Origin of the sequence: Undibacterium umbellatum (assembly GCF_014284125.1) — a bacterium.
Taxonomy (GTDB): domain Bacteria; phylum Pseudomonadota; class Gammaproteobacteria; order Burkholderiales; family Burkholderiaceae_D; genus Undibacterium; species Undibacterium umbellatum.
This window is the reverse complement of record NZ_JACOFX010000002.1, coordinates 185651-209984: the sequence shown is the minus strand read 5'-3', so window position 1 is coordinate 209984 and position 24334 is coordinate 185651. Positions and strand designations below refer to the sequence as shown.

Genomic DNA, 24334 nt, shown 5'->3' with positions numbered 1-24334 from the left:
GCCTGCCCCGGCTACGTTATTTATACTCTTTGATACTGGTGATCTGATTCTTGCCATTCACGAAAACGACATTTGGTTTATACGCTTTTGCTTCTTCTTCTGTCATCGGCGCATAGGTACAGATAATCATCAGATCGCCCAGTTGTACGCGGCGGGCTGCAGCGCCATTGAGTGAAATTTCACCGCTGCCACGTTTGCCTTTAATGGCATAAGTGGAGAAGCGTTCACCGTTGTTGACGTTATACAGCTCTATCTGTTCGTTTTCGATGATGTTGGCAGCGTCGAGCAGATCTTCATCGATACCGCACGATCCTTCGTAGTGCAGGTCACACTGGGTTACAGTTGCGCGATGAATTTTGGCGCGGAGCATATTTCTTTGCATGGTCGTTCTACTTTCTGATACTTAAAAAAATCTTAAACTTTAATCTACTTCTTTACTTCTTCAAGACTTCACCAGCCGAGCACACCAGGGTGGCAGCGATGATTTCGTCTTCACGGTTAATCGCCAGCGCAGCATCCTTGTCGATAATAAGCTTGAGGAAGTCCAGCACATTGCGAGAGTACAAGGCCGATGCATCAGCAGCCACCAGAGTTGCCAGATTAGGCTCACCGATGATGTGTACACCGTACTTGGTGACAGTCTTGTTGAGCTCAGACAAAGGGCAATTGCCACCCTGCTCTACCGCCATGTCGACGATGACTGAGCCTGGCTTCATGGCTTTTACTGTCTCTTCCGAAATCAGTATCGGTGCCTTGCGGCCAGGGATCAGGGCTGTGGTGATGATGATGTCGGCCTGCTTGGCACGTTCATGCACCAGGGCTGCCTGTCTTTCCATCCACGCTGCTGGCATGGAACGGGCATAGCCGCCTACGCCTTTGGCGATCTCGCGCTCTTCATCGGTTTCATAAGGAACATCGATAAATTTCGCACCCAGGGATTCGACTTGCTCCTTGACGGGTGGACGTACGTCAGAAGCTTCAATCACTGCGCCCAGGCGCTTGGCCGTGGCAATCGCTTGCAAACCGGCTACGCCCACCCCCATGATCAACACGCGTGCAGCCTTGACCGTGCCCGCAGCTGTCATCAGCATGGGCATGAAGCGTTGATAAGTATTGGCGGCCAGCATGACGGCCTTGTAACCGGCGATATTGGCTTGCGAAGACAAGACGTCGAGCGACTGCGCACGGGTAATGCGCGGTGCAGCTTCGAGTGCAAATGCGGACAGGCCGTGTGTGGCCATTGCCGCAATATTGTCTGCGTCAAAAGGATTGAGCATGCCGACCAGCACAGCGCCTGATTTCATCAGGGCACGTTCTTCTGCTTTGGGGGCACGTACTTTTAAGACCAGCTCAGCGCCCAGCGCATCGGCAGCCGTGCCGATTTCTGCACCGGCAGCCTGGTAAGCCTCGTCAGTAATACTGGACGCCACGCCAGCACCAGACTGCACGATCACCTGATGTTTGGCTGCAACATATTTTTTTATCGTTTCTGGAGTTGCCGCAACACGCGTCTCCCCCGGCCGTGACTCGGCGGGTATGCCGATTTTCATAGATTTGCTCCCTTTTTTAGTGTGAATACTGGTGTAACAATTACGTGCTGTTGCGGTCAAGGGTAAGCTCTGGCCGCTCCATTATTTTTTGCTGATACAGGTAAATCACTTTCTTACCCGAATCTTACATTTGATATTCGACAACGATATTACACGCAAAATGTTTTTTAGCACAACCGTTCACTTTTTTGTGTTTTCTACAAATCACTATACAGAATCAAGCTGACGATACCCAGAATATCCACATAGAAGTAAATTATTTCCTTTAAAAACAGTCACTTGAAAACAAATCCTGCACTTGCGCCAGTTTGGTGCAAAATAAAAATAGCAGGAATCCTCGAAAATAAGCGGGCATAGATAAATTACGCATTAGCTAATTCGCTTTCAAATTTGCTGGTTTGCCACACAAAATTTGACGGCAAAGTAAAATGTCGGACTTACTGAGAGAAGCCATGTCTGCCATTTGGAAACCATCCGTCACTGTAGCCGCAATCATAGAGCGCAACCAACAGTTTTTCATGATAGAAGAAGAAACTATTGATGGCGTGCGCATCAATCAGCCCGCAGGTCACCTAGACCCTGATGAAAGCCTGCTTCAAGCCGTCATCCGTGAAACCTTGGAAGAAACTGCGCATGACTTCTTACCAACGGCGCTGATAGGCACTTACCTGTCGCGCTTTGTTTCACCGAAGACCGGTGAAGAAGTCACTTATCTACGTTTTGCTTTTACCGGTGAACTGGGCAAGGCGCATGAGCGCGCCCTCGATACCGGCATCTTGCGCACTGTGTGGATGAGTTATGACGAGATCGTGGCAACACAGGACAGCCATCGCAGCCCTCTCGTCAAGCAATGCATAGAAGATTATTTGCAGGGCAAGCGCGCGCCGCTGTCCCTGTTGTTTACCCATCCAAGCGCACTTGGAAACTTGGAACCGCAAAAATGAGCAAGAAAAAAGTAGTGATAGGCATGTCTGGCGGCGTTGATTCTTCCGTCTCGGCATGGCTACTGAAAGAACAGGGCTATGAAGTCATCGGCCTGTACATGAAAAACTGGGAAGATGACGACGATTCAGAATATTGCTCTACCCGTGAAGACTGGATAGATGCCGTCAGCGTTGCCGACGTCGTTGGCGTCGATATCGAAGCCGTGAATTTTGCCAGTGAATACAAGGACCGCGTCTTTGCCGAGTTCCTGCGTGAATACCAGGCTGGCCGCACGCCCAACCCGGACGTGCTGTGCAATGCCGAAATCAAGTTCAAGGCTTTTCTTGACCACGCCATGAAGCTGGGTGCCGATTACATCGCCACCGGCCATTATGCACGCGTGCGTGAAATGAATGGCCAGTTCCAGTTGATGAAGGCCATGGATGCCAGCAAGGACCAGAGCTACTTCCTGCACAGGCTGAACCAGAAGCAACTGGCAAATACCCTGTTCCCGCTTGGTGAAATCCACAAAACTGAAGTGCGCAAGATTGCTGAACAATTGCAATTGCCGAATGCAAAGAAAAAAGATTCGACTGGCATCTGCTTTATCGGCGAGCGCCCTTTCCGCGAATTTTTGAACCGTTATCTGTCGTACAAGCCAGGCAATATCCAGACACCGGAAGGTGAAATCATAGGCCAGCATGTGGGCCTGAGTTTTTATACCCTGGGTCAGCGCAAAGGCATAGGCATAGGCGGCATCAAGTCGCACCAGAATGCCGACGGCAGCAGCGATGCTTGGTATGTGGCGAAAAAAGATGTTGAAGCCAACACCCTGTATGCAGTGCAAGGCCATGACCACCCTTGGTTATTATCTGCTGGTCTCGAAGCAGGGCAAGTCAGTTGGGTTGCTGGTGAAGCGCCGCAAGCTGGTGACTTGTCTGCCAAGACCCGTTACCGCCAGCCTGATGTGGCTTGCCATTTCAGTGGCGACAGCGTGCGCTTTCAACTGGACTTCCCGCAGGCACAATGGGCAGTTACCCCTGGGCAGTCTGCCGTCTTGTACGATGGTGATGTTTGCCTGGGTGGTGGGATTATTGATATCGCCAGCCGTAAGGCCGATTAAAAGTGGTCTGCTGAGACTCGACTTTCCAAAATCTTTGCCAGGTTCAAAAATGCCCACGAGTCTGTGGGCATTTTCATTTCAGCTACTGAGATTTACATAACCGGGCTTATCATTTAGCCATCCTTTAGCTGCAAGACTTTCTCCTGACACAATCATTAGCAAGCGTAAATCCGGGTAAATTCAGAACAAAATTTGATGTATTTTGTTTATCCTGACAAAACTCCTAAATAGACCAAATTATCCAAAATATGTACGGAGAGAGACATTCATCGATTTGACACGATTCATTTCTTTACAATTTAAATCGATGAAATTATATTTACATTTCTATTTCATCGGAAAAGCCCGTCGATATGAATCGTCCTGATACGCAATCCCTGGGTGGTACTGTCAATGCGCGCATAGGCAAGGTCTATATGAACTTATCAAAAGCGCACAGAAAAGCAGCAGACTATGTCTTGTCGAATGTTTTTCGCTCAGCCACCATGTCTATCGATGAGCTGGCGAATGCCGTCGGCATTTCCGTTGCCACCGCAAATCGCTTTGCCAGAGCCTTGGGCTTTGAAGGTTATCCGCAATTCCGGGCAGAACTGGTGTATGGCTTTGAAGCCATGCTGGCGCCCATAGATAACTTGCGCAGTGAAATCCAGCGCCCTGCCACCAGCACAGAAATCATTTCCAGCTCGCTCAATGAAGACATGGCCAATCTGGAAGCTACCCGTCGCGGGCTGTCTCCTGACTTGTGCAATCAGGCCGTGCGCCAGATCCTGAATGCAGAGAGAATATATATCGTGGGCTACGGAGCCAGCGCCTTTCTGGCTGGCCTGATGGCGCATAGCCTGGACCCGTTTTGCAATACCGTGCAATCGACGCTGGGCTCAGGCGGGCCATCGAATGTTGCCCGCCAGTTGTTCAAGTACACAGAGCGTGATCTGGTCATCGGCATTTCTTTCCCGCGTTATGCAGAAGATGTCGTCACCATCCTGCAGCAATTGCGCGACAAGGATGTGCCCATACTGGCACTGACAGATGCGCCAAGCTCACCATTGGCTTCGCTGGCGAATATCACCCTGTATGCGCAAACCCGGCGCAATTTCTCTCCCAACTCGGAAGGCGCAGCGCTGTGCCTGATCGAAGCGATTTGCAGTGCTGTCGCCCATCAGGCAAAAGCCCCGGTACATGCTGCATCTGAAATGACCAAGTTCATGCTGCCGTGGCTGTACCAGGAACCAAATGCCACTGCCCGCAAATCGCAGGCAGCAGCAGCCAGCAAAATCATCGATATGGACAGGCCAGCTTAAGATGGGCGCGCGTGCTGCCATGGCCATCCACGGTGGTGCTGGCACGATCTTGCGTAGCACGCTGAGTGCAGAGCGCGAGGCACATTACCTGAGCACCTTGCAAGCGATCGTTTGCGCAGGCAGTGAGGTATTGGCGAAAGGTGGCAGTGCTCTAGACGCAGTGAGCCTGGCTGTCAGCTTGCTGGAAGACTGCCCCATGTTCAATGCCGGCAAAGGCTCTGTATTCACCAATGCTGGCACCATAGAAATGGATGCCGCCATCATGGATGGCAATACCCGGCGTGCTGGCGCAGTTGCTTGTGTACAGCATGTGCGTAACCCCATCCAGGCGGCAAGAGCAATCATGGAGCACAGCCCGCATGTACTGATGGTGGGCCAAGGTGCAGAAACATTCCTGCGTCAGCATGGCTTGCCGTTTGAAGACAGCGCTTATTTTTATACTGAAGAACGCCACGCGCAATTGCAACGCGCGAGGCTAGAATCTGGTGTGCTGCTGGATCACGATGGAGCAAATTTGCTGACCAGTACATCAGGAAAAGCAGTAGAACCAGCACCACTTGATCCCGATAGAAAATTTGGTACGGTCGGTGCCGTCGCACTCGACTTGCAAGGCAACCTGGCCGCTGCCACCTCTACTGGCGGCATGACCAATAAATTACCGGGCCGTGTTGGCGACACACCGATGCTGGGCGCGGGTTGCTATGCGGATAATCAGACCGCCGCACTGTCATCCACAGGCACTGGCGAAGCCTTCATGCGCAGCCTGGCCCTGTATGATATTGCGGCACAAATGCAATACCTGGGATACAGCCTGGAGAAAGCGGCTCATACCGTCGTCATGGATAAACTCCCTTTAGTTGACGGCCAGGGTGGCATCATAGGTGTAGACAGACTGGGCAATATCGTCCTGCCTTTCAATACCGAAGGCATGTACCGCGCATGGCAACGCCTTGGTGAAAGCCCAGTTTCTGCGATTTACACCCCCGGCAATTAAGCGGTATTTTTCCCCACCGATTACCGGATGTACTTGCTCAAATAACACTTATACTGCGAGTGTTTTCATTTCACTTGAGATTAAACATCATGAAAAACCTGCTCAAAATAGCTGCTGGCGTAATCGCCCTGCTATTCCTGTTTGCCCTCAGTCCATTCGCCACTATCCCTGCGGGACATCGTGGCGTGCTGACCACCTTTGGCAAACCTTCAGATGAAGTCTATAGCGAAGGCATACACTGGGTCTGGCCTGTCGCCCAAAAAATGCATAGAGTATCAGTCGCCATACAAAAAGGGGAAGGTGATGGTGATGCAGCGTCCAAGGACTTGCAAACCGTGCACACCAAGATCGCCATCAACTACCACGTCAGGCCAGATGCAGTGGTATCAGTCTATCGCGACCTTGGCAACGAACCAGGTGAGCGCATCATCATCCCCAGCGTGCAGGAAGCCGTCAAAGCTGTGACTGCCCGCTTCACCGCAGAAGAATTGATTTCACGCCGCTCACAAGTCCGCGATGAAATCATCCTGGCCCTGAAAGAGCGCATGGCAAGACATGGCCTTGTGGTCGATGAATTTTCCATCGTCAATTTCAACTTCAGCAAGACCTTTAATGAAGCTATTGAAGCTAAAACAACGGCTGATCAATTGAAGATGAAGGCCGAGCGCGACCTGCAAAGGATAGAAGTCGAAGCCAAACAAAAAATAGCCCGCGCCCGCGCCGAAGCAGAAGCACTGTCCCTGCAAAGACAGCAAGTCACACCAGAACTGCTGCGCCTGCGTGAAACTGAGAATCAGGCCAAGGCCATAGAAAAATGGGATGGCCGTTTGCCGACGACCGTGGGTGGTGCTGTGCCCTTTATCAATGTGAATAAATAATCGCGACGAAGCCAGGAATAAATCAGGAACAAGCCACCATGTCCGAACAAAAGTCATCCGCCCGCTTCACCGCATTTTGCATACTGTTGCTGCTCATCTGGTATGTCATGGACAGCCCTGTAGATTTGAACCTGGACTGGAGTCCGGATGACTTTGATATTTTTTCTGACAGTGGTTTTTCCATAGGTGGCATCGCGATAGCACTCATCGCCATCGTCTTCGCCATGGTCATGGCGGGACTGGTGATTGCCGGTGTGTCGTTCTTGCTGGTGGGTTTTGCAGTGTTGATAGGCGGCTTGTTGTTGATGATTTTCTCGCCGTTTTTATTGCCTTTGTTGCTGCTGATCGTGGTGTTGGGGATTTTTAAGAGGAAGTCGCGATAGGGATTGTAGTAATTTGAAATGTGGTTGAACTGGGGTTGTTGCTGTTGCTGTTGCTGTTGCTGTTGCGTTTGACTTTGAGGTTGCGGTTGCCTTTGACTTTTGCATTTCCCATGTGTCGACGCCATTTGTGCAGTACAGAAAATGGAAAGAGAAAGGCCGATGTTTGAGCGCAGCGAGTTTTCGGACTTTCCCATTTTTTGTACTGCACAAATGGGAACCCCGCAGGGGCGACGATGCCTGGGTCGCCTTTCTTTGAATACGTTCTTTGGCGACGCAAAGAAAGTATTTCGGCTACCGGGCCGAGACCCGGCTTGTATCCACGAAGGGCAATCATTTTAATCAAAGTACGGCAATGTAACAAACGACGCTGGAGCGCCAGCCCGGTAGCCTCCTGCCTGCGCAGGAGCGACGATAATTTGAGTACGGTTTATCGCCTCCCCCCAATCTTCTCCTTGAAGGAGAAGGGGCAGCACAAGCCAGATTGATTACACAGTCTCAGCAGAAATAACCTGCGCTGCAGCATTCACAACAGCTGCAATCCTGCCCACATCGCGCAACTGCGTGGCTGACATGCCTTCCTTCTTCAACAACTCAAAATGTGATTTCACACAGAAATGGCATTTACCGATGATGGAAGCAGACAAGGCGTACATCTCGAAACGGCGCTTATCAACACCGCCATTGGTCGCATAGGCATTCATGCGCAATTGGGCAGCCTGGGTTTTCAGGTCGGCATCGTCGGCCATTTCCACATACGGGTACCAAACATTATTCATGCCCATCAAAGCCGCTGCTGTCAGCGCTGCATTGATCTCTTCTGGCGTGATTGCGCCACTGGATTTGATGGCTTCAATGATCACTGTGCTTTTTGCAGCGAATGCTGCTGCCAGTGCCACGCCTACCGCGTCATTGCCTTCCAGGCTGGAGCGGGCGATCGTGCCATCGATGTTCAGACGGATATCCTTGGCATAATCAGGGATACGACTTTTAATTAAATTCAAGAATTCCATAGTATTTACCTATCAAAAAGTGGTTTTAAAACCCGCAGTAGCGGGTTTATTTTACATCTACAACTGGGCTCTCTGAATTACAGAGTGGAGCCGCCTACTGTACGGTTGCATGGGCACAGTTCATCTGTTTGCAGACCATCCAAAATACGCAGGATTTCTGTAGGGTTACGGCCAACGTTCAGGTTGTTGACAGAAACGTGCTGAATGACATTGTCAGGATCAACGATGAAAGTCGCGCGCAGTGCAACACCTGCGTTGACATCACGCACACCCAGCATGTCTACCAAAGAACCTGTTGCATCACCGAACGCATAGTGGTTCAGTTTGTCCAGATCTTTGTGCTCACGGCGCCATGCCAGTTTGCAGAATTCGTTATCTGTAGAGCCACCCAGCAAGATTGCGTCACGGTCAGCAAAGTCATTATTGAGTTTGGCAAATTCAACGATTTCAGTTGGGCATACGAAAGTGAAATCTTTCGGATAGAAATAAATGATTTTCCATTTGCCTGGGAAAGAAGCTTCGGTGATGTCCTCGAATGCGGATACGCCGTTTTCTTCATGATGATTGAAGCCTGGCTTGGCGGCTGGAACTTTGAATGCGTCGAGTTTTTGACCTACAGTTTTCATTAAATTCTCCTGATTGACAGAACAAGGTGAACAATATGTCCACAACGCCAAGAAGCATATCACTATGAATTTTAAATATCCAATAGATTTTAACTACTATTCACTTAGTTAAAACCTTGCCTGGACTAACAGCAAACAGGCGTGTGAACTTGCAGGCAAAAATTTTAGTGTGGACTCAGAATGTCAAGTCTATCTGTCGTGACGGCGATGGGCGCATGCCAGCAAGGTGAACCAGAATGTGCAGCCTTTACCTTCTTCCGTTTCGAAGCCTATTTCACCACCCATTTTTTCAACAAAGGTCTTGGTGATATTCAAACCCAGGCCGGTGCCGCCCTGCTGCCTGGTATTGGTGCCATCTGCCTGGGCAAATTTCTTGAAAATCTGCTCCCTGAAAGCTTCAGGTATACCCTGCCCATGGTCTTCGACCTCTATCTTGTAGCTGCCTGAGATATCGGTAATCCTGACTTGCACTTCTGCCCCACTGGGCGAGAACTTGGCAGCATTTGACAGCAAGTTGGCAAACACCTGCATAACACGCACATTATCGCCCATGGCCCAGGCGTTTTCTGGATGATCAACGATGCGGTAACGCACGTTCAAAGCCTGGGCATAGCCAGCATTGGCTTCTATTGCCTGCCGGGTCACCGCAACCAGGTCGAAACGCTCTATGTTGATGACCATTTTGCCGGAGGCCAGCTTCTCCATATCCAGAATGTCATTGACCAGGACACCCAGGCGCTGGCAATTCTTGTGCGCAACCTTGATGAGTTGCATGGTCTTGGCTGTCAATTCGCCGGCAACACCGCTTTCCAGCAAACCCAGTGCACCGCGTATTGAAGTCAGGGGTGTACGCAACTCATGACTGACAACAGAAATGAATTCAGATTTGATACGGTCAGCCTTGCGTTGCTCGGTTAAATCCAGCACAAAACCTACCCATTCATAAAAAGAGCCCTCCAGTTGCGCCAACCCAACCATGACGGGAATGCGTACGCCATCTTTGCGTATCAATTCACCTTCATAAGGTCTGGCTTGTCCATGGGAGCGTAACTCTTCCATGGCATTTTGATGGGCTGCATGACTTTCTTCTGTGGTTCTGTCCAGCCAGCTCATGCCAAATTCAGCAAACTCCAGCCTTTGCACGCCCGCCAGTTGCAGCAAGACATCATTAGCTTCCGTCAGCACGCCGCTCATGTTTCCTTGCATGATGCCGATCAGGCTGGAATTGACCAGGCGGCGCAAACGTGACTCACTGACCATCAGCGCTTCCACCATGCGTGATTTTTCTTTGCTCGCCTGTTCGGCTGCATCCCTGGCAGCGACCAGGCTCACTTCTGCTTCTTTCATTTGCGTGATATCACGCACACTGAAGACGCGCCCCACGCGCCTGTCGCGCATGAATTCCGGTTTGGATACGCAGATAAAATAGCGCCCGTCTTTCAGGGTCATGAGATCTTCAGTTTCCAGGTTCGGGTCATCATGAATTTTTTCCAGACTGGCAAAAAAACTGTCTGCTTCCTGCAAGGCGTCCTTGATGTGAGCAAACATCTGTGCCTCATCCCTGGCAGCCAGCAGTTCGTCACTGAGTTGCCACATACTGGAAAAGCGCTGATTGATGTTCACCACATTGCCGTTCAAATCGATGGACAGTATGCCTTCGGCGGTGGCGTCCAGGGAGCTTTGCAATTGTGCCACCAGATGCACCTGGCCTTCGACCAGTTCACGTCTGTGGGTAATATCTTCGGCATGGATAATAAAAAAATCTATCCCATTCCCAATAAACGCGGTAACACGTTTTTCCACCGGGAAGGAGACGCCATGGCGACTAATCCATTCGCTTTCTGCAATGGCATGGCCTTCAGCCTGCGCATCTGCGCGTAAGGCTTCCCAGAAGAACACATCCTGCAAGGAGCATTCTATATTTGCCAGGGGCAAGCCCAGTAACTCACTGCGCGGGTAAGCCAACATCATGCAAGCCAGTTGATTGGCATCCACCAATTCCATGCGCTGCATATCCACGACTAGGATCGCTTCACGACTGTGGTCTATGATATGGCGCAGCAATCCATTACACAAAACGGATGTTGACTGTGGCATGCCGGCATCGGTCATTTTTGCTATTTCTGGCCAGGTAAAGGGCCGCCCTGTGTTTTCTTAGATTGGGAGTCAAAATAGTAATTGACCCTTTTACGCGGATTCAGATAATTGAAAATTGCTCTGGGCAATAAACCGGGCCGTATGCTGCCGCTGATGGATAATTCCTTACTCTCTTCGGCCAAATCCAGAATGATGGCATCTTCCTTGGGAATCTCAGCGTCATACACCAGTACACGCGGACGCAAAGGCTTGCCTACATTCACATTCATGACCAGGCCAATTGCCTCATTCGACAATCTGACCAGAGTGCCGGGCGGATACACCCCCAGACTCCTGACCAGGGTAGCCATGACGACAGAATCAAACTGTGTGCGCCTGTGCGCATACATGGTTGACAAAGCTTCATGCGGAGTCAAGGACTGCCTGGTATCAATATGATTGCATAAATTATCGTACACATTGGCGATGGTCACAATACGCGTAGGCATGCTAATCGCATCCCCTTTCAGTTTGCGAGGATAACCCGTACCGTCCATGAATTCATGGTGCTGGGCAATCACATCCAGCACTGCAGGTGGCAGCCCTGCCTTCTTGCCAACCTCAACACCATACTGCGGGTGCATTTCAAAAAAGTTTTGCTCTGGCCTGGTCAAAGCCTCGGTCTTGGAAAGTATATGGTCAGGCACATTGACCTTGCCCAGATCATGGAAAAGAGATGCAATGCCGATTTTCTTGATCTCGGTATCGCTGCATTTCATTTCATTGGCCAGCATCATGGCCAGTACTGACACATTCAAGGTATGGAAATACAGTTCTTCATTGCCTGCCGCCTGTTGTATCAGGTGCATGACGGTATCATTGCCACTGAGCAGGACTTCCGCCATGCTATCGACCAGCTTACCCGCCTCCTTGATGGTTTCTTTGGGCTTGGAGAAAATCAGTCGGTTAATGTTCTTGACCACACTCGCAGCAAGGACAAATTTTTCTTCACAACGGGCAATTTCATCCCGTTGTTTTTGCAATTTTTCAAAACGGGCGCGTTTGGCATCTATGATACTGGCATGCAACTGCTTTGCTGGCACGGAAGGCGCTGCAACAGGCGCAGACTGCGGTTTATTGACTGACTTGACAGCTACCGGGTCGGACTTGGAAGGAATATAGCGTACATGTTTAAGCTTGAGCGCCACCAGGTCATCGATTTGTTGCTGGCTTGTGATCTTGAACGAGTTCATTGGAAAAGAATGTTCGAACCAACTCAGGTCGAGTTTAATGAACATCCCGATCTGGAGCTGATCAATCACAATTAACTGGCTATCATCAGACATGTGGACGCAATAGTAAATATATGTTCTGACGATAGCATACGCCCCCGGCATTTGCAAAACCTTAGCCTTGGGGAAAGACTTTCTGGCGACAGATAGCAAGCACCATACAGAAAATCCAGTCTTTGGCTCTGTCAACGTTATAATCCCTGTCCTGTACATTTTGAAGGTTGCCTACCGTGTCTGATCGCCTTGCCGTCCTGCCCCAATACTTAATGCCTAAACAGGCGCTGACTGTGTTTGCTGGCAAAATTGCCAGTGCCAGGGCGGGTAAGCTCACAACCAGACTGATAAGCTGGTTTGTTGATCAATACCAAGTCAATATGCAGGAAGCCGCCAATCCTGATATCAGCAGCTATGCCAGTTTCAATGAATTTTTTACCCGTCCATTGCGTGCAGGAGCCAGGCCGCTCGCCCAAAGCGATCTGATAAGCCCGGTAGACGGCGCCATCAGTCAATTTGGAACTATCGCAAAAGACCAGATTTTCCAGGCCAAGGGACACAGCTACAGCACCACCGCCCTGGTAGGCGGCGATAGCCAACTGGCATCATTATTTGAAGATGGCAGCTTTGCCACGCTATATCTGAGCCCGCGCGATTATCACCGCATTCATATGCCCTGTGACGGCAGGTTGACCCGCATGATCTATGTGCCAGGAGCATTATTCTCGGTCAATCCAACTACCGCACGCGGTGTGCCCGGCCTGTTTGCCCGCAATGAGCGCGTGGTCTGTGTGTTTGAATCTGCATCTGGACCTTTCGTATTGACACTGGTGGGTGCCACCATCGTCGGCAGTATGGCCACCACCTGGCATGGCATAGTCAATCCACCGCGCAGCGCTGAAGTGCGTGAATGGCGTTACGACAACCAGCAAATCATCCTGAAAAAGGGCGAAGAAATGGGTAGATTCCTGCTTGGCTCTACGGTAGTCATGCTCTTTCCTAAAGGCACAATCGATTTCAATCCAGCCTGGACAGCGGCCAAAGCCGTCTGCATGGGTGAGGCTATGGGAATGCATTCAGCTAAATAATATACTTCCGCTTTTTCTGCTGCATACACTTAATACCCCACTATCTTCAAACACTTGCCCATGCATTCCCATTCAGGAATACATGGGCAAGTATCCGGCTCAGTAATACTCCCCCCTGCTTAGAGAAGCAATAAGCATTCGCCAAGCGCATTGCTTTGAAGCCAATTTTCCTGCGTTTTTTTATATGCCTCTTTAACGAGCTAGGCAGCAATCAAGCTTGAACTGATGAATATCAACAAAAAACACTTGCCAAAGATGTTTGAATATTCAATAATCTAAATAAGAATTGTTATCGTTTAGATTTGCAAGGTAAAATATGACTACAAATGATGCTATTCACCAGCACGCTGATCTGGCTAATTCAACAGCAGCGGCAAGAGCGACGGCAGCAACGAATCAGACGCCAAAAGAGATTCCCCGTATTACTAGCGGCGATTTGATGCAGCAAAAGCGTGAATTGGAAATTGATCATGCGGGCCGGATTTATCGACTGCGCATAACACAACTGAACAAGTTGATACTGACAGCCTGAGACGCTGCTCATTCTTGGAGACTGGATATGCCAGGTGGGATGCTGACGAACGAAGAATTATCGGGTTTGACTGCTACATCCAAGCAGCCTGAACTGCTGGTTTCCGCAGTCTTGCACCTGATGTCGCATTACACAGTCCACAGCACGAATAGTGCTACGCCAGAAGAAGCAGAACAGGCCAGCACCAGGCTGGCATCAGTCATAGAAAGACACTTGAATGTGTTGGCGAATTTGCCGGACCTGGCACCTGTACTCAGAGCTACCTGCCAGCAGTTGTCCGGGCAATGGGCCAGTCTGGTAGAAAAGAAATCTGCGCAAAAAAACAAGCTGCGCAAACTGGGCTGGCTATTGGCCTTCACTGGTAAAAAATCTGCATAAATGGAGTGATTCATGATTGTATGTGTTTGCAATAATGTGTCGGAAAAGAAAATTCATCAGGCTGTTGCCATGGGCGTCAGCACGATGGCCGAACTGCGCGAGCAACTCGATGTCGGCACCTGCTGCGGCAAATGTGCGGGATGTGCACGCAAAATCATGCGCCAATGCATGGATGAACAAAGCAGTAATGCATCCGGCTTCCAGAATTTCATTCAACAATTACACTTTCAACCCAACGCCGTCACAGCGTGAGGTTCACCATGTCCACTCTCACATTACAACACGCACCACAGGATTTCACCGCCCCCAAATCAAGGATCTTTTCTTTTGCCTGCATCGTGCTGGGGCATCTGGCTCTGTTTTATGCGCTGGAACATGGCTTGCTGACACACGCAGTGCAAATTCTGCCAAAAGAAGTGATGATGACCTTCATAGAACCGCCGCAGGTCAAACCAGAACCGCCACCAAAACCGATTCCCACAAAAAAACTGAGCACCTTGCAGGCACCCGTGGTGCCACATATCAAGCCGGTAGTAGAAATCCCGGCCGAAGTGCATCAAATCACTACCCAGGCAGCACCGCCTGTACCTCCTGCGCCTCAGCCCGCTCCGCTGGTTGCCAAATTCGAACCTAGCAATGCCCCTGCCGTTATCGCGCCGCCAAAACAAATCAGCGCAGTTGAATATGTGCGTCCACCACAAGCCGACTACCCACCTATGTCAAAACGCATGGGCGAAGAAGGCAAAGTGACCTTGCGGGTACTCGTCAATGAAAAAGGCGTGGCAGAAAAAGTCGACATCCAAAAATCCTCTGGCTCGAATCGCCTGGATGAAGCAGCCAGAATTGCGATATTGCGCGCAATTTTCAAACCCTACCTGGAAGATGGCAAAGCACTGACAGTGATTGCCACAGCGACGATCAGCTTTTCTCTCAGTAGCTGAAAATAAAGAACCCTCCCCCGGGAGAGGCCAGATTGCGGGAATTTCGCAATCTGGCCTCTTTTTTTATTCCCGCTGCAAATTCTGTTTCACTTCTTTAAATGCGGGAACAGGAGAACGGCCTCGGCTCTCTGTGCATTCACTCCGGTTTGGGTTGGCCGGTTCCAAGTTTTTCGGTTACTCTGCCAAGCAGGCGACCTGATGGCATGTCGTCGCCCATCAGCATGCCGGTACGGTTTATCACAGGCAGTGAGAGCTCCGCCCTGGACAAGTTCACCGGGCCTGTTGTTCCGTCAATAGTGTCGAGCCTGGAATGCCTCGCTAGAGCGTGGTGCGAGACAGGACTCACAGGAGGTGATAGGTTCGGATAAGCATCAGGATCGAAAGTCGCAGCCTTTTTCTTGCCATCGCTGGTATCGACATAGGAGAAAGCTTTGTTGTCGGAAAATTTCACATTCTGATTGATCAGGTCTTGTTGCAAGCCCAGTCGCTTCATGTCGAACTGAACTTCAGGCGTCGCGTATTTCTTGTCAATTTTGTGGTAATAGTCCTGATATGCCTTTTCATTGTTACCCGCAACATTGACTGCCCAACTACCGTAGAAGTTGGTGTAATCGAGATTGTGATTCGACCCAAGCTTGGACTCCTTTGCAGATTTATCAAAGTAATACTTGCTCATGGCTGCGACGTTGTCCTTCGAATAGGGCATGCTCATGTCAGCATCGACTGTCAGGCCCGGCTTCATCGCGTAGTTATAATTTCCTGGCGTGCCGCTCACAGTAATGAAATCCTGCATGCGCCCCGGGGCAGTACTGTAGATATCTTCAAGCGTCGCTTTTGGATTATCTTTTCTGGCTTGCGAAGCAATCGCATTGAAGCCACCGATATGCGCAGAGGCCTCGTCTTTACGAGAAGCCTGGATAAAGTCTTCAGTCACCTTGGTATAGTCGTGCGGCGATGCCTTGCTCGTTGCCAGTACCTTAGTCCCATCAAGGAAATCCTGGGTTATCTTTTTGGTTGCGGCAGCGTTGAATGAATGCTGGATTTCGTGACCCATCACAAAAATCAGCTCTCCCTTATCGCGTTCGCTCGTACTGGCTTTCTGAAGTACATTCATCGGTACATTGATGGCTTTTGCACTCGGGTCATACGAACCGCCTGTGCCAGAATTGGCAGGAAGCGCCTGAAATTGAGTTAAATACCCTTTATCGACTGAGTCAAGAATGCGCTTCTTCAGGTCAGGAGAAACCTCAAGAAGCTTGGCCAAGTCATCGCCGGGACTATTGTTCGCGGTCTTGTTGGCATTACCAAAGTCCTTGATGATCTTATCAAGCTTTTGCTCAGCAGTCGGTGGCGCCGCATTGGGCTTGTGATTCGGTGCAGTCATGTGACTCCCCCTCTAGACGTCAATGACTATCATGGAGACACAATTGTGTTTCACATTTTCGTCACTTTCTCCGCGAATGGAAATTTGTAACTCGACTTTACCGCGCGAGAAATTCCAATAAATGAGTCGATTGTGTTCGCCATAGTAAGGCTCTGATTGAAAACCGAATTCAGTAAGTCGTTTTTTATAAGCGTCAAAATCGACTTTGCAGATCGATGTCATATCGGCACCGCTATGGGTTTGGTCGTCAAACGAAAATATCAGCCGACTGGCTTTGCCGTCTTTGCTACCGGATATCACTTTAATGTTAAAGAACCAGGTATCGGTAATTTTTGCTCCAGTCGCATATTTACCGGGATTATCAGCGTTAACGTAGACCTTGAGGCCAGTCGCAATCTCCAGATTTTTGGCGGAGATATCCTCCGCCGTCTTGATCTTGCCAATCAGGTCTAGCATACGCTTACTGACTTCCTCGGCATTCATTTGCGGAACTTCTGGACATGCGTTTTGATGATTGGTTTCCATAGATTTCTTGTTTGCGATAGAAGTTGATGAAGAGGCAGTACCCGAAGAACTATTTCTCTGCGTCAGTGCACCAGGGCTTTGTGTGCAAGAAGTCGTCAGCAAAGTAAGTAGCGCCGAAGCAAAGACTTTACGGATGGTGTTCATACGACGATGCTTTGCAGACTCTGCGTTTTTTTGGGGGGGGAAGATGATGAAGCAATGGTACTGGATTGCACTATCAGATCCTTTCGGAATATTAACAAGTGAAGAGTTCCGTGCATTCAAATCAAAAGCACCTAATATTTTCAAGCGAATTTAAATTCGCCTTGAAATATTGCTGATTTAGTAATTCGAGTATATCACTGTTGTCAGCGCCATCAACAAATGCGGAAGATGGGAGAAACGGGACAGTCCGCACAGGCGCGAGTAACTGGTGCGTTCAAACACAAGATTTTGATGTTCAACAATGCTGGAACTACCACCGATTTCTCAAAACCAAGACAGCAGTTTGCTCAAAATACCAGGCTCGTAAAATGAAAATATTATTGACGTGGGAAAATGCTGGCGGACACCTGAGCCCAAAATTTCAATCTGACATTTTTAATAAAGATGGCGTTAGCCCACTTGTATGTTTAATGATGGATGACGGAGGACAAACATATTTGCAAACAATACCTTGGCTGGGGGAAGGAGTGACGAAGATCAACTTGATTAAGTAAGTAAAGATCGACTCTGGTGATTGGAGCCGTGACGCTTGGGGGGCAATTGACTTTGAGCAAAGTGAAAATTTACTCTCTATATGATGAAAATTATTTTGAGCTTGTCGGGATGAATGCTTTTGAAAAGGCTTTGATGTTCTGGAGAGAGTTTATTCAGATGGAACCTGGAATAAACGCTGAAAAGAGAATAGAAATCGAATAAAGAACAGTAAGCATTGAATGACTTCGGCTCTTTTTGATTGATAGAAAACTAAATGAGAATAATTGCGCTTCACTCAGCGCTGTCAATCCCCAAAAATATTGTCTTCCTCGCGCATTTAATGCAGTGAATTCAGTGATGCAGATCATCTTCATTTTGCAACTGCCACTGAATGCTCTATGATGTGATAAACGCCTGTAAGCATAAGCTCATCAGCAATCACATCACCAACAGAGTCAACAGACACAGGAAGGAAGCCCATGAAAGGCGACGCGAAAGTCATCAAACTGCTTAATGCACAGCTCACCAACGAACTGAGTGCAATCAACCAATATTTCTTACATGCGCGCATGTACAAGCATTGGGGATTTGAAAAAATAGCCAAAAAGGAATACGAAGAATCCATCGGCGAAATGAAGCATGCCGACAAACTCATCGACCGCATCCTCATGCTGGGTGGCCTGCCGAATCTGCAAGCACTGCACAAGCTGATGATTGGCGAAGACACGGTAGAAATGTTGGGATGCGACTTGAAGCTGGAAGTTGCTGCTCAAAAGACAGTCAAGGAAGGCGTTGCCACTTGTGAAGCAGTGGGTGATTATGTTTCACGTGATCTGTTCCAGGTTATTTTGGAAGATACTGAAGAGCATATCGACTGGCTGGAAACCCAGCTGGAATTGATAGAAAAAGTCGGCATCCAGAATTATTTGCAATCTCAAATGGCAACTGATGAATAATTTGTAGTAGCCGCGATCTGGCTTGGCAGGCCAGGTAAAACAAAAAGGGATGCAGCTTGCGCTACATCCCTTTTGTTTTCCTTATTGCGTTTTTACTTCTTGCTTATTGTGGCACTGTGTCTTTGAAAGAAGCACGTTCCGACAATTTATCAAATAATTTAGCCAGATTGGGGTAATCACCGCGCCAGTCTATTTCAGGGAAACGGAAGCTCAACCAGCCCAGGGAGCAACCGACACTAATATCCGCCAGTGTCAAATGCGTGCCAGTACAGAATGCTGTATCACCCAGGCCACTGGACATGGATTTCAAGCCAGCGTGCACCTTGCTCATTTGCCTGTCTATCCATTCCTGGCTTTGCTGTTCCGCCGGGCGCAAGGTTTTTTCCAGGCGCACCAGAATCGCTGCATCCATGATGCCATCTGCCAGCGCTTCCCAGCATTTGACTTCCACCCGTTCACGGCCTTGTGCAGGAATCAACTTACCAACTGGTGTCAGGGTATCAATATATTCTACGATGACACGAGAATCAAACATGGCACCGCCGTCTTCCATCAAAAGACAGGGCACTTTTCCCAGGGGATTGGACTGTTGTATGGTGGTCTCTGCTGCCCACACATTTTCTTGCAGAAAGACATAGTCAAGTTTCTTCTCCGCCATGACAACGCGGACTTTTCTGACAAAAGGACTAGTGATGGAGCCAATAAGTTTCATAGGAATCTGGTAGTAAGTTTAGGCCGGATTATAGCATTGCCTGCCTGCAAACCCGTGGTGTCCCTACTGGCGTGCGGAGCAGCAACATCATCATGATTCTGTAGTTTGAACGCATTCAAATGGTAAAATCGCATATCCAGTGCAAAAAAACTGTCTTCACACAACAATTGTGAATTTTTGCTAAATATGAATTATTTGTAAAATTTACACTTGTGTTGTTTTTTGCGCAAGGCTTTCTGTCATTCCATCTCTATAGTCCATCATGTCCCTATCCTCACTTTCTGCCCTCTCCCCACTTGACGGTCGCTATGCAAGCAAGGTTGATGCTTTGCGTGCCGCTTTGTCTGAAGCTGGCTTCATGCATCATCGCGTTAAAGTTGAAGTGTCCTGGCTGCAAGCTTTGTCACAAGCCGGTTTCGATGAAATCAAGGCTTTTTCGCCTGCTGCCAATGCGCTCCTGGAAAAACTTGTTGCTGATTTTTCTGAATCAGACGCACAACGTATCAAGGATATCGAAGCCGTCACCAATCATGACGTCAAAGCGGTTGAATACTGGCTGAAAGAGCGAGTCAAGGACGTGCCTGAACTGGTTGCTGCCAGCGAGTTCATCCACTTTGCCTGCACTTCTGAAGATATCAACAATACTTCGCATGGCATGATGCTGAAAACTGCCCGCAATGATGTCATGTTGCCAGCCTTGCGCAATGTCATCATGAGGTTGACGGAACTGGCACATGTAAATGCCGACGTACCCATGCTGTCACGCACCCATGGCCAGGCCGCCAGCCCAACTACCCTGGGCAAGGAAATGGCCAACGTCGTGGCCCGCCTGCAACGCGCCATCAAGCGCATAGAACAAGTCGAAATCCTGGGCAAGATGAATGGCGCAGTTGGCAATTACAATGCCCATTTGTCTGCCTACCCTGGCCATGACTGGGAAAATTTTTCCAAAAATGTGATCGAACAACGCCTGGGTCTGACTTACAACCCCTACACCATACAAATCGAGCCACATGATTACATGGCTGAAATGTTTGATGCCTTCGCCCGTGTCAACACCATTTTGCTGGATCTGAACCGCGACATCTGGGGTTATATCTCGGTAGGTTATTTCAAGCAAAAGACCAAGGCTGGTGAAATTGGCTCGTCCACCATGCCGCATAAAGTCAATCCTATCGACTTTGAAAACTCAGAAGGCAATCTGGGTCTGGCCAATTCTCTGCTGCGCCATCTGTCAGAAAAATTACCAGTATCACGCTGGCAGCGTGACTTGACTGACTCTACCGTCTTGCGCAATATCGGCGTGGCTCTTGGTTATACCCTGCTGGCCTACGACAGTTGCCTGCGCGGCCTGAATAAACTGGAAACCAATCCAGAGCGCCTGGCAGCAGACCTGGATGCAACCTGGGAAGTATTGGCAGAACCGGTACAAACCGTGATGCGTCGATATGCGGTTGAAAACGCTTACGAACAGTTGAAAGAACTGACACGCGGCAAAGGCATCACCAAAGCAGCCTTGCAAGAGTTCGTCGAAGGTCTGGCGATCCCACCTGATGCCAAGGACTTGCTGCTGGCAATGACACCGGCAAACTACACCGGTATTGCAGCGAAACTGGCAAAAGCGATTTAAGCAAAGTTTTAAAAACTGGCTTTTAGCTGTACCAAACAAAACAGGCAGATCAAATGATCTGCCTGTTTTGTTTTCAGTGTTATTTCTGCGAACGGAACGGGAACATCAGTTGTTTCACGAAACCGTCTGGCATATAGTCGCCTTGCACCCCATACTTTTTAGGAAAGCCTTTTTGCCCCTTGATTGCCGTACCAAACAAATGATCAAGGAATGCATAGTGGGCTGCGTAGTTTCTGTCTATCGCCACATCATCTGATGAGTGGTGCCAGTGATGAAAATCCGGTGTGACGATCAGATACTTGATTGGCCCCCAGGGTAAATGCACATTGGCATGATTGAACACTGCCTGGAAGCCAACCACAATGATATAGACATCCATGACGGTCTTTTCAAAACCCAGGACATACAAGGCACCCAACACGCCTACGCGTGTGCAAATCAATTCCAGTATGTGCTGGCGCGAACCAGCCAACCAATCCATCGTTTTGGCAGAATGATGTACGGCATGGAAGCGCCATAAAAATGGAACCTCATGGTAGGCGCGGTGCGTCCAGTACTGCACCAGATCGGCGGCCAGGATACACAGCAGTAACTGCGGTACAAACCAGATAGACTGCACAAAATCACGCACACTGTCATGCGCCATCCAGCCAAACAGGCGATGGATAGCGAAGTTGACTGTCAACAAGGCCAGGCCGACGATGAAGTGATTCACTGCAAAATGCACCATATCGGTTTGCCATTCGCGACGGAAAATCAACTGCCCTTTATACAGTGGGAAGATCTTTTCTATGACCACGAAGATGATCGTCGACCCCAACAAATCGAGGATGAACCAGTCCAGCCCTATATATGGTGTGTGATCAGGAAAATCTGCCACTGGTACATGCGACCCGCCAAAGGTCACTGCCGCAATGACCAGCGTAGCTGCCACCGCATTCAAGCCGCGACGGCGATTGAGCAGTATATTCAACAAGCTAATCACACCAGACAAGACCAGCGCTGCAAACAGAATATGCCTGATCACATCAGGCGAATAATTTTTGCGCAATTCAGGCGTCGTCAGATATTGAGGGAAGTGAAAAGCAATGACTCCCAGCAAACACAGGAATGCCAGCGTCAAGGCCAGCACACCACTGGCCAGACCTGTGCCCGGCTTCAGTGGCCCGCTTTGGTCCAGCAAACCCGTTGTTTCGCTGACAGCATCTGCCACATTGCCAAGCACATTTTTGGCAGGATCAACTAGTATCTTCCCTAGGAGTTTTTCTGGAATTTCTGGTTTCATCATTAAAATGATTAAATTGGCAAGTAAGCCAATGATAAATGAATGCCTTTATGGCAGGGGAAAAACCTTTTTGACGTAAATTGCGCCGAGATACCGGGCCAAAGTATAGCTGCAAGACTTAGGGTCAAAAACACGCAGTAGCAGCTGCTTACACATTATCTGCTTAAAAATCTGAGTGGCCTCAGCAGACTTTCATTTTTTTTGCTAATATTAGTTCTACTTCGAACTAATTATCTCTTTCGTCAGAGGAACCTCTCATGCCAGCCACGCAAAGATATTCCAATTTCAGCATAGCTCTGCACTGGCTCATCGCCATCCTCATTATTATTGCCTTTGTTCTTGGCAATATCATGGTGGACATGCGTATCAGCCCGACCAAATTGCAATATTATTCTTACCATAAGTGGCTGGGCGTGACGGTGCTTGGTTTTGTTGCCCTGCGCCTTATCTCCCGACTATTGAGCAAGGCACCGCCTTACCCTGCCAACATGGGAAAAGTCCAGACGCACATCGCCAATGGCACCCACATCTTGCTGTACGTGCTGATGTTTGCGGTACCCTTGTCTGGCTATTTTTACACCCTGGCTGCAGGCTACCCCGTAGTCTATCTAGGTTTATTCGAATTACCAGTTTTAATAGGTCCCAACCCTGAAATCAAGGGTAGCTTAAAAGAATTACATGAAATATTAAACAATATCATGCTGGTTCTGGTCTTATTGCATGTCGCTGCGGCGCTCAAGCATCATTTTTACGATAAAGACGGGCTCTTGCATCGCATGCGCCCAGGTCCTTAATTCTTTTTATACAGGTAATAAGCATGTCTGAATATTCCATGAAAAAAATCGCCATTTCCGCTGCCCTTGCAGTCGCAATTGCTACGCCAGGCATTGCAGCCATCGTGAAAGTCGACAATACCAAAAGCGCAGTCAGTATCACCTTCAAGCAAATGAATGTGCCCGTTGATGCCAAATTCAAAAAATTTAGCGCCAGCATCGACTATGACGCTGCAAAACCTGAAGCTTCCAAAGCAACGGTAGACATTGATGTTGCCAGCTTTGATCTGGGCGATGCCGAATACAACAAGGAAGTCTTGAAGAAGGAATGGTTTAATGCCGCCGCATTTCCTAAGGCCAGCTTTGTGTCCACCTCCATGAAAGCTGGCGCGGCTGGCAAACTCGATGTGACCGGCAAGCTCAGCATCAAGGGCAAAACCGTGGATGTCAGCTTCCCATTAAGCATCAAGAAAGAAGGCAATAACCAGGTCTTTGACGGCAGCCTGCCCATCAAACGCCTCACCTTCAATATTGGTGAAGGTGAATGGAAAGATACCGGCATGGTCGCCGATGAAGTACAGATCAAGTTTCACGTAGTAACAAACCCGTAATACCAAGTACCCCAAAACTTTTTAAGCAAACAAATTTTCGCCATTCAGGAGTCAACTATGAAAATCGCCAAACTTATCGCCGCCGCCCTGCTGATCAGCACTGCACCTGCCTTTGCTCAGACATATAATATCGAATCCAACCACACTTATCCTAGCTTTGAAGCTGACCATATGGGTATATCTTTGTGGCGCGGCAAGTTCAACAAAACTTCTGGAAAAATCGTGCTGGATCGCGCGGCGAAAACTGGCACCGTTGACATCACGATCGATGCCAGTTCACTCGACTTTGGTCATGAAAAAATGAATGAGCATGCAAAAGGAAAAGACATGTTCAATGTAGCGCAATTTCCTACTGCTACTTACAAAGGTACATCCATCAAGTTTAATGGCGACACACCAGTTGCTGTTATCGGTGAATTGACTATGCTGGGCGTAACCAAGCCTGTCACTTTGACGATCAATAAGTTCAAGTGTATCGAACATCCTTTTTTCAAGAAGGAAGCTTGCGGCGCAGATGCTTCAGCAGAATTCAAACGCACTGATTTTGGTCTGAACTACGGTACACCACGTTTTGCACCTGAAGTAAAACTGGCTATTCAGGTAGAAGCGATCAAGGCTGACTAATTTTTTTGTATTAGTTATTGTCCCTGGTGTGATGCGTTCTGCGTATCACACCATAATCCTCACAAA

Annotated in this window: 28 protein-coding genes; 17 read left to right on the top strand and 11 right to left on the bottom strand. The window is 48.9% G+C overall.

From position 1 onward, the window contains the following. Positions 1-16: 16 nt before the first annotated feature. Positions 17-382 carry an aspartate 1-decarboxylase gene (panD, locus tag H8L47_RS05455; RefSeq protein ID WP_110255112.1) on the bottom strand — a complete coding sequence of 122 codons (366 nt, stop codon included), beginning with the start codon at positions 380-382 and terminating at the stop codon, positions 17-19. 52 nt (positions 383-434) lie between these two features. Then, entirely contained in the window at positions 435-1550 is a 1116-nt protein-coding gene (locus H8L47_RS05450) for a Re/Si-specific NAD(P)(+) transhydrogenase subunit alpha (RefSeq protein ID WP_186952213.1), read from the bottom strand. Positions 1551-2002: 452 nt separating this feature from the next. Between H8L47_RS05450 and H8L47_RS05445 the strand changes: the two genes are divergently transcribed. From H8L47_RS05445 to H8L47_RS05420, 6 genes are all read left to right on the top strand, one after another. Beyond that, positions 2003-2494, top strand: a complete 492-nt coding sequence (locus tag H8L47_RS05445) for an NUDIX hydrolase (protein WP_186952212.1) — start codon at positions 2003-2005, stop codon at positions 2492-2494. Then, positions 2491-3597: a tRNA 2-thiouridine(34) synthase MnmA gene (mnmA, locus tag H8L47_RS05440; RefSeq protein WP_186952211.1), complete on the top strand. Its 1107-nt coding sequence runs from the start codon at positions 2491-2493 to the stop codon at positions 3595-3597. Before H8L47_RS05445 ends, mnmA begins: the two co-directional genes overlap by 4 nt. A 353-nt stretch (positions 3598-3950) precedes the next feature. Then, positions 3951-4898: a MurR/RpiR family transcriptional regulator gene (locus H8L47_RS05435; RefSeq protein ID WP_186952210.1), complete on the top strand. Its 948-nt coding sequence runs from the start codon at positions 3951-3953 to the stop codon at positions 4896-4898. A gap of 1 nt (position 4899) precedes the next feature. Then, positions 4900-5892, top strand: a complete 993-nt coding sequence (locus H8L47_RS05430) for an isoaspartyl peptidase/L-asparaginase family protein (protein ID WP_186953073.1) — start codon at positions 4900-4902, stop codon at positions 5890-5892. Positions 5893-5981: 89 nt separating this feature from the next. After that, a complete protein-coding gene (locus H8L47_RS05425) occupies positions 5982-6770 on the top strand; it encodes a prohibitin family protein (protein ID WP_186952209.1) in 789 nt (262 codons plus the stop codon). 38 nt (positions 6771-6808) lie between these two features. Continuing rightward, on the top strand, positions 6809-7153 hold the full coding sequence (locus H8L47_RS05420; RefSeq protein WP_186952208.1) for a hypothetical protein: 345 nt from the start codon (positions 6809-6811) through the stop codon (positions 7151-7153). Here H8L47_RS05420 and H8L47_RS29390 read toward each other — a convergent pair. The 5 genes from H8L47_RS29390 to H8L47_RS05400 all read right to left on the bottom strand — a co-directional run bounded on the left by H8L47_RS29390 (position 7134) and on the right by H8L47_RS05400 (position 12211). Continuing rightward, positions 7134-7487, bottom strand: coding sequence for a hypothetical protein (locus H8L47_RS29390; protein ID WP_222616420.1), 354 nt, complete (start codon positions 7485-7487; stop codon positions 7134-7136). The genes H8L47_RS05420 and H8L47_RS29390 overlap by 20 nt on opposite strands. 151 nt (positions 7488-7638) lie before the next feature. After that, complete coding sequence (locus H8L47_RS05415) at positions 7639-8163, bottom strand: carboxymuconolactone decarboxylase family protein (protein WP_186950911.1); 525 nt, start codon at positions 8161-8163, stop codon at positions 7639-7641. Positions 8164-8240: 77 nt separating this feature from the next. Beyond that, positions 8241-8789 carry a peroxiredoxin gene (locus H8L47_RS05410; RefSeq protein ID WP_186952207.1) on the bottom strand — a complete coding sequence of 183 codons (549 nt, stop codon included), beginning with the start codon at positions 8787-8789 and terminating at the stop codon, positions 8241-8243. Between the two features lie 189 nt (positions 8790-8978). After that, on the bottom strand, positions 8979-10901 hold the full coding sequence (locus tag H8L47_RS05405; RefSeq protein ID WP_186952206.1) for a PAS domain-containing sensor histidine kinase: 1923 nt from the start codon (positions 10899-10901) through the stop codon (positions 8979-8981). A gap of 5 nt (positions 10902-10906) precedes the next feature. Continuing rightward, positions 10907-12211: an HD-GYP domain-containing protein gene (locus tag H8L47_RS05400; protein WP_186952205.1), complete on the bottom strand. Its 1305-nt coding sequence runs from the start codon at positions 12209-12211 to the stop codon at positions 10907-10909. A 176-nt stretch (positions 12212-12387) separates the two neighbouring features. Here H8L47_RS05400 and asd point away from each other — a divergent pair, with 176 nt between their 5' ends. The 5 genes from asd to H8L47_RS05375 all read left to right on the top strand — a co-directional run bounded on the left by asd (position 12388) and on the right by H8L47_RS05375 (position 15090). Beyond that, complete coding sequence (gene asd, locus H8L47_RS05395; protein WP_186952204.1) at positions 12388-13239, top strand: archaetidylserine decarboxylase; 852 nt, start codon at positions 12388-12390, stop codon at positions 13237-13239. Positions 13240-13555: 316 nt separating this feature from the next. Next, a complete protein-coding gene (gene hemP, locus H8L47_RS05390) occupies positions 13556-13771 on the top strand; it encodes a hemin uptake protein HemP (protein ID WP_186952203.1) in 216 nt (71 codons plus the stop codon). A gap of 27 nt (positions 13772-13798) precedes the next feature. Then, a complete protein-coding gene (locus H8L47_RS05385) occupies positions 13799-14149 on the top strand; it encodes a hypothetical protein (protein WP_230413600.1) in 351 nt (116 codons plus the stop codon). Between the two features lie 12 nt (positions 14150-14161). Beyond that, positions 14162-14401 (top strand): (2Fe-2S)-binding protein, encoded by a 240-nt coding sequence (locus H8L47_RS05380; RefSeq protein WP_186952202.1) that lies wholly within the window; start codon positions 14162-14164, stop codon positions 14399-14401. An 8-nt stretch (positions 14402-14409) separates the two neighbouring features. Then, positions 14410-15090, top strand: coding sequence for an energy transducer TonB (locus H8L47_RS05375; RefSeq protein WP_186952201.1), 681 nt, complete (start codon positions 14410-14412; stop codon positions 15088-15090). Between the two features lie 136 nt (positions 15091-15226). On the opposite strand, the gene H8L47_RS05370 is transcribed toward H8L47_RS05375, so the two are convergent. After that, positions 15227-16474, bottom strand: coding sequence for a hypothetical protein (locus tag H8L47_RS05370; RefSeq protein WP_186952200.1), 1248 nt, complete (start codon positions 16472-16474; stop codon positions 15227-15229). Positions 16475-16486: 12 nt separating this feature from the next. After that, on the bottom strand, positions 16487-17143 hold the full coding sequence (locus H8L47_RS05365) for a hypothetical protein (RefSeq protein WP_186952199.1): 657 nt from the start codon (positions 17141-17143) through the stop codon (positions 16487-16489). 570 nt (positions 17144-17713) lie between these two features. On the opposite strand from H8L47_RS05365, the gene H8L47_RS29385 reads away from it, so the two are divergent. Then, the gene (locus H8L47_RS29385; protein WP_222616419.1) at positions 17714-17899 is read left to right on the top strand and encodes a hypothetical protein; all 186 of its coding nucleotides are present in this window, start codon (positions 17714-17716) and stop codon (positions 17897-17899) included. 257 nt (positions 17900-18156) lie between these two features. Continuing rightward, complete coding sequence (bfr, locus tag H8L47_RS05355; RefSeq protein ID WP_186952198.1) at positions 18157-18633, top strand: bacterioferritin; 477 nt, start codon at positions 18157-18159, stop codon at positions 18631-18633. A 103-nt stretch (positions 18634-18736) separates the two neighbouring features. On the opposite strand, the gene H8L47_RS05350 is transcribed toward bfr, so the two are convergent. Beyond that, positions 18737-19345 carry a glutathione S-transferase gene (locus H8L47_RS05350; RefSeq protein ID WP_186952197.1) on the bottom strand — a complete coding sequence of 203 codons (609 nt, stop codon included), beginning with the start codon at positions 19343-19345 and terminating at the stop codon, positions 18737-18739. 262 nt (positions 19346-19607) lie between these two features. On the opposite strand from H8L47_RS05350, the gene purB reads away from it, so the two are divergent. Next, positions 19608-20975, top strand: a complete 1368-nt coding sequence (gene purB / locus H8L47_RS05345) for an adenylosuccinate lyase (protein ID WP_186952196.1) — start codon at positions 19608-19610, stop codon at positions 20973-20975. Positions 20976-21054: 79 nt separating this feature from the next. Here the strand turns inward: purB and H8L47_RS05340 are convergent, their stop codons facing one another. After that, positions 21055-22188: a sterol desaturase family protein gene (locus H8L47_RS05340; RefSeq protein ID WP_329605437.1), complete on the bottom strand. Its 1134-nt coding sequence runs from the start codon at positions 22186-22188 to the stop codon at positions 21055-21057. A gap of 329 nt (positions 22189-22517) precedes the next feature. Between H8L47_RS05340 and H8L47_RS05335 the strand changes: the two genes are divergently transcribed. Genes H8L47_RS05335 through H8L47_RS05325 form a run of 3 tightly spaced genes read left to right on the top strand, consistent with a single transcriptional unit; the run spans position 22518 to position 24268 of the window. Next, the gene (locus H8L47_RS05335) at positions 22518-23054 is read left to right on the top strand and encodes a cytochrome b (RefSeq protein ID WP_186952194.1); all 537 of its coding nucleotides are present in this window, start codon (positions 22518-22520) and stop codon (positions 23052-23054) included. Between the two features lie 38 nt (positions 23055-23092). Beyond that, a complete protein-coding gene (locus tag H8L47_RS05330) occupies positions 23093-23644 on the top strand; it encodes a YceI family protein (RefSeq protein WP_408057689.1) in 552 nt (183 codons plus the stop codon). Between the two features lie 57 nt (positions 23645-23701). Then, the gene (locus tag H8L47_RS05325) at positions 23702-24268 is read left to right on the top strand and encodes a YceI family protein (protein ID WP_186952192.1); all 567 of its coding nucleotides are present in this window, start codon (positions 23702-23704) and stop codon (positions 24266-24268) included. The last annotated feature ends 66 nt before the right edge of the window (positions 24269-24334 follow it).

Excerpts from the sequence above, each read along its gene's own strand:
- panD (WP_110255112.1), bottom strand. The coding sequence starts at position 382 with ATGCAAAGAAATATGCTCCGCGCCAAAATTCATCGCGCAACTGTAACC.
- H8L47_RS05450 (WP_186952213.1), bottom strand. The coding sequence starts at position 1,550 with ATGAAAATCGGCATACCCGCCGAGTCACGGCCGGGGGAGACGCGTGTT.
- H8L47_RS05445 (WP_186952212.1), top strand. The coding sequence starts at position 2,003 with ATGTCTGCCATTTGGAAACCATCCGTCACTGTAGCCGCAATCATAGAG.
- mnmA (WP_186952211.1), top strand. The coding sequence starts at position 2,491 with ATGAGCAAGAAAAAAGTAGTGATAGGCATGTCTGGCGGCGTTGATTCT.
- H8L47_RS05435 (WP_186952210.1), top strand. The coding sequence starts at position 3,951 with ATGAATCGTCCTGATACGCAATCCCTGGGTGGTACTGTCAATGCGCGC.
- H8L47_RS05430 (WP_186953073.1), top strand. The coding sequence starts at position 4,900 with ATGGGCGCGCGTGCTGCCATGGCCATCCACGGTGGTGCTGGCACGATC.
- H8L47_RS05425 (WP_186952209.1), top strand. The coding sequence starts at position 5,982 with ATGAAAAACCTGCTCAAAATAGCTGCTGGCGTAATCGCCCTGCTATTC.
- H8L47_RS05420 (WP_186952208.1), top strand. The coding sequence starts at position 6,809 with ATGTCCGAACAAAAGTCATCCGCCCGCTTCACCGCATTTTGCATACTG.
- H8L47_RS29390 (WP_222616420.1), bottom strand. The coding sequence starts at position 7,487 with ATGATTGCCCTTCGTGGATACAAGCCGGGTCTCGGCCCGGTAGCCGAA.
- H8L47_RS05415 (WP_186950911.1), bottom strand. The coding sequence starts at position 8,163 with ATGGAATTCTTGAATTTAATTAAAAGTCGTATCCCTGATTATGCCAAG.
- H8L47_RS05410 (WP_186952207.1), bottom strand. The coding sequence starts at position 8,789 with ATGAAAACTGTAGGTCAAAAACTCGACGCATTCAAAGTTCCAGCCGCC.
- H8L47_RS05405 (WP_186952206.1), bottom strand. The coding sequence starts at position 10,901 with ATGACCGATGCCGGCATGCCACAGTCAACATCCGTTTTGTGTAATGGA.
- H8L47_RS05400 (WP_186952205.1), bottom strand. The coding sequence starts at position 12,211 with ATGTCTGATGATAGCCAGTTAATTGTGATTGATCAGCTCCAGATCGGG.
- hemP (WP_186952203.1), top strand. The coding sequence starts at position 13,556 with ATGACTACAAATGATGCTATTCACCAGCACGCTGATCTGGCTAATTCA.
- H8L47_RS05385 (WP_230413600.1), top strand. The coding sequence starts at position 13,799 with ATGCCAGGTGGGATGCTGACGAACGAAGAATTATCGGGTTTGACTGCT.
- H8L47_RS05380 (WP_186952202.1), top strand. The coding sequence starts at position 14,162 with ATGATTGTATGTGTTTGCAATAATGTGTCGGAAAAGAAAATTCATCAG.
- H8L47_RS05375 (WP_186952201.1), top strand. The coding sequence starts at position 14,410 with ATGTCCACTCTCACATTACAACACGCACCACAGGATTTCACCGCCCCC.
- H8L47_RS05370 (WP_186952200.1), bottom strand. The coding sequence starts at position 16,474 with ATGACTGCACCGAATCACAAGCCCAATGCGGCGCCACCGACTGCTGAG.
- H8L47_RS05365 (WP_186952199.1), bottom strand. The coding sequence starts at position 17,143 with ATGAACACCATCCGTAAAGTCTTTGCTTCGGCGCTACTTACTTTGCTG.
- bfr (WP_186952198.1), top strand. The coding sequence starts at position 18,157 with ATGAAAGGCGACGCGAAAGTCATCAAACTGCTTAATGCACAGCTCACC.
- H8L47_RS05350 (WP_186952197.1), bottom strand. The coding sequence starts at position 19,345 with ATGAAACTTATTGGCTCCATCACTAGTCCTTTTGTCAGAAAAGTCCGC.
- purB (WP_186952196.1), top strand. The coding sequence starts at position 19,608 with ATGTCCCTATCCTCACTTTCTGCCCTCTCCCCACTTGACGGTCGCTAT.
- H8L47_RS05335 (WP_186952194.1), top strand. The coding sequence starts at position 22,518 with ATGCCAGCCACGCAAAGATATTCCAATTTCAGCATAGCTCTGCACTGG.
- H8L47_RS05330 (WP_408057689.1), top strand. The coding sequence starts at position 23,093 with ATGAAAAAAATCGCCATTTCCGCTGCCCTTGCAGTCGCAATTGCTACG.
- H8L47_RS05325 (WP_186952192.1), top strand. The coding sequence starts at position 23,702 with ATGAAAATCGCCAAACTTATCGCCGCCGCCCTGCTGATCAGCACTGCA.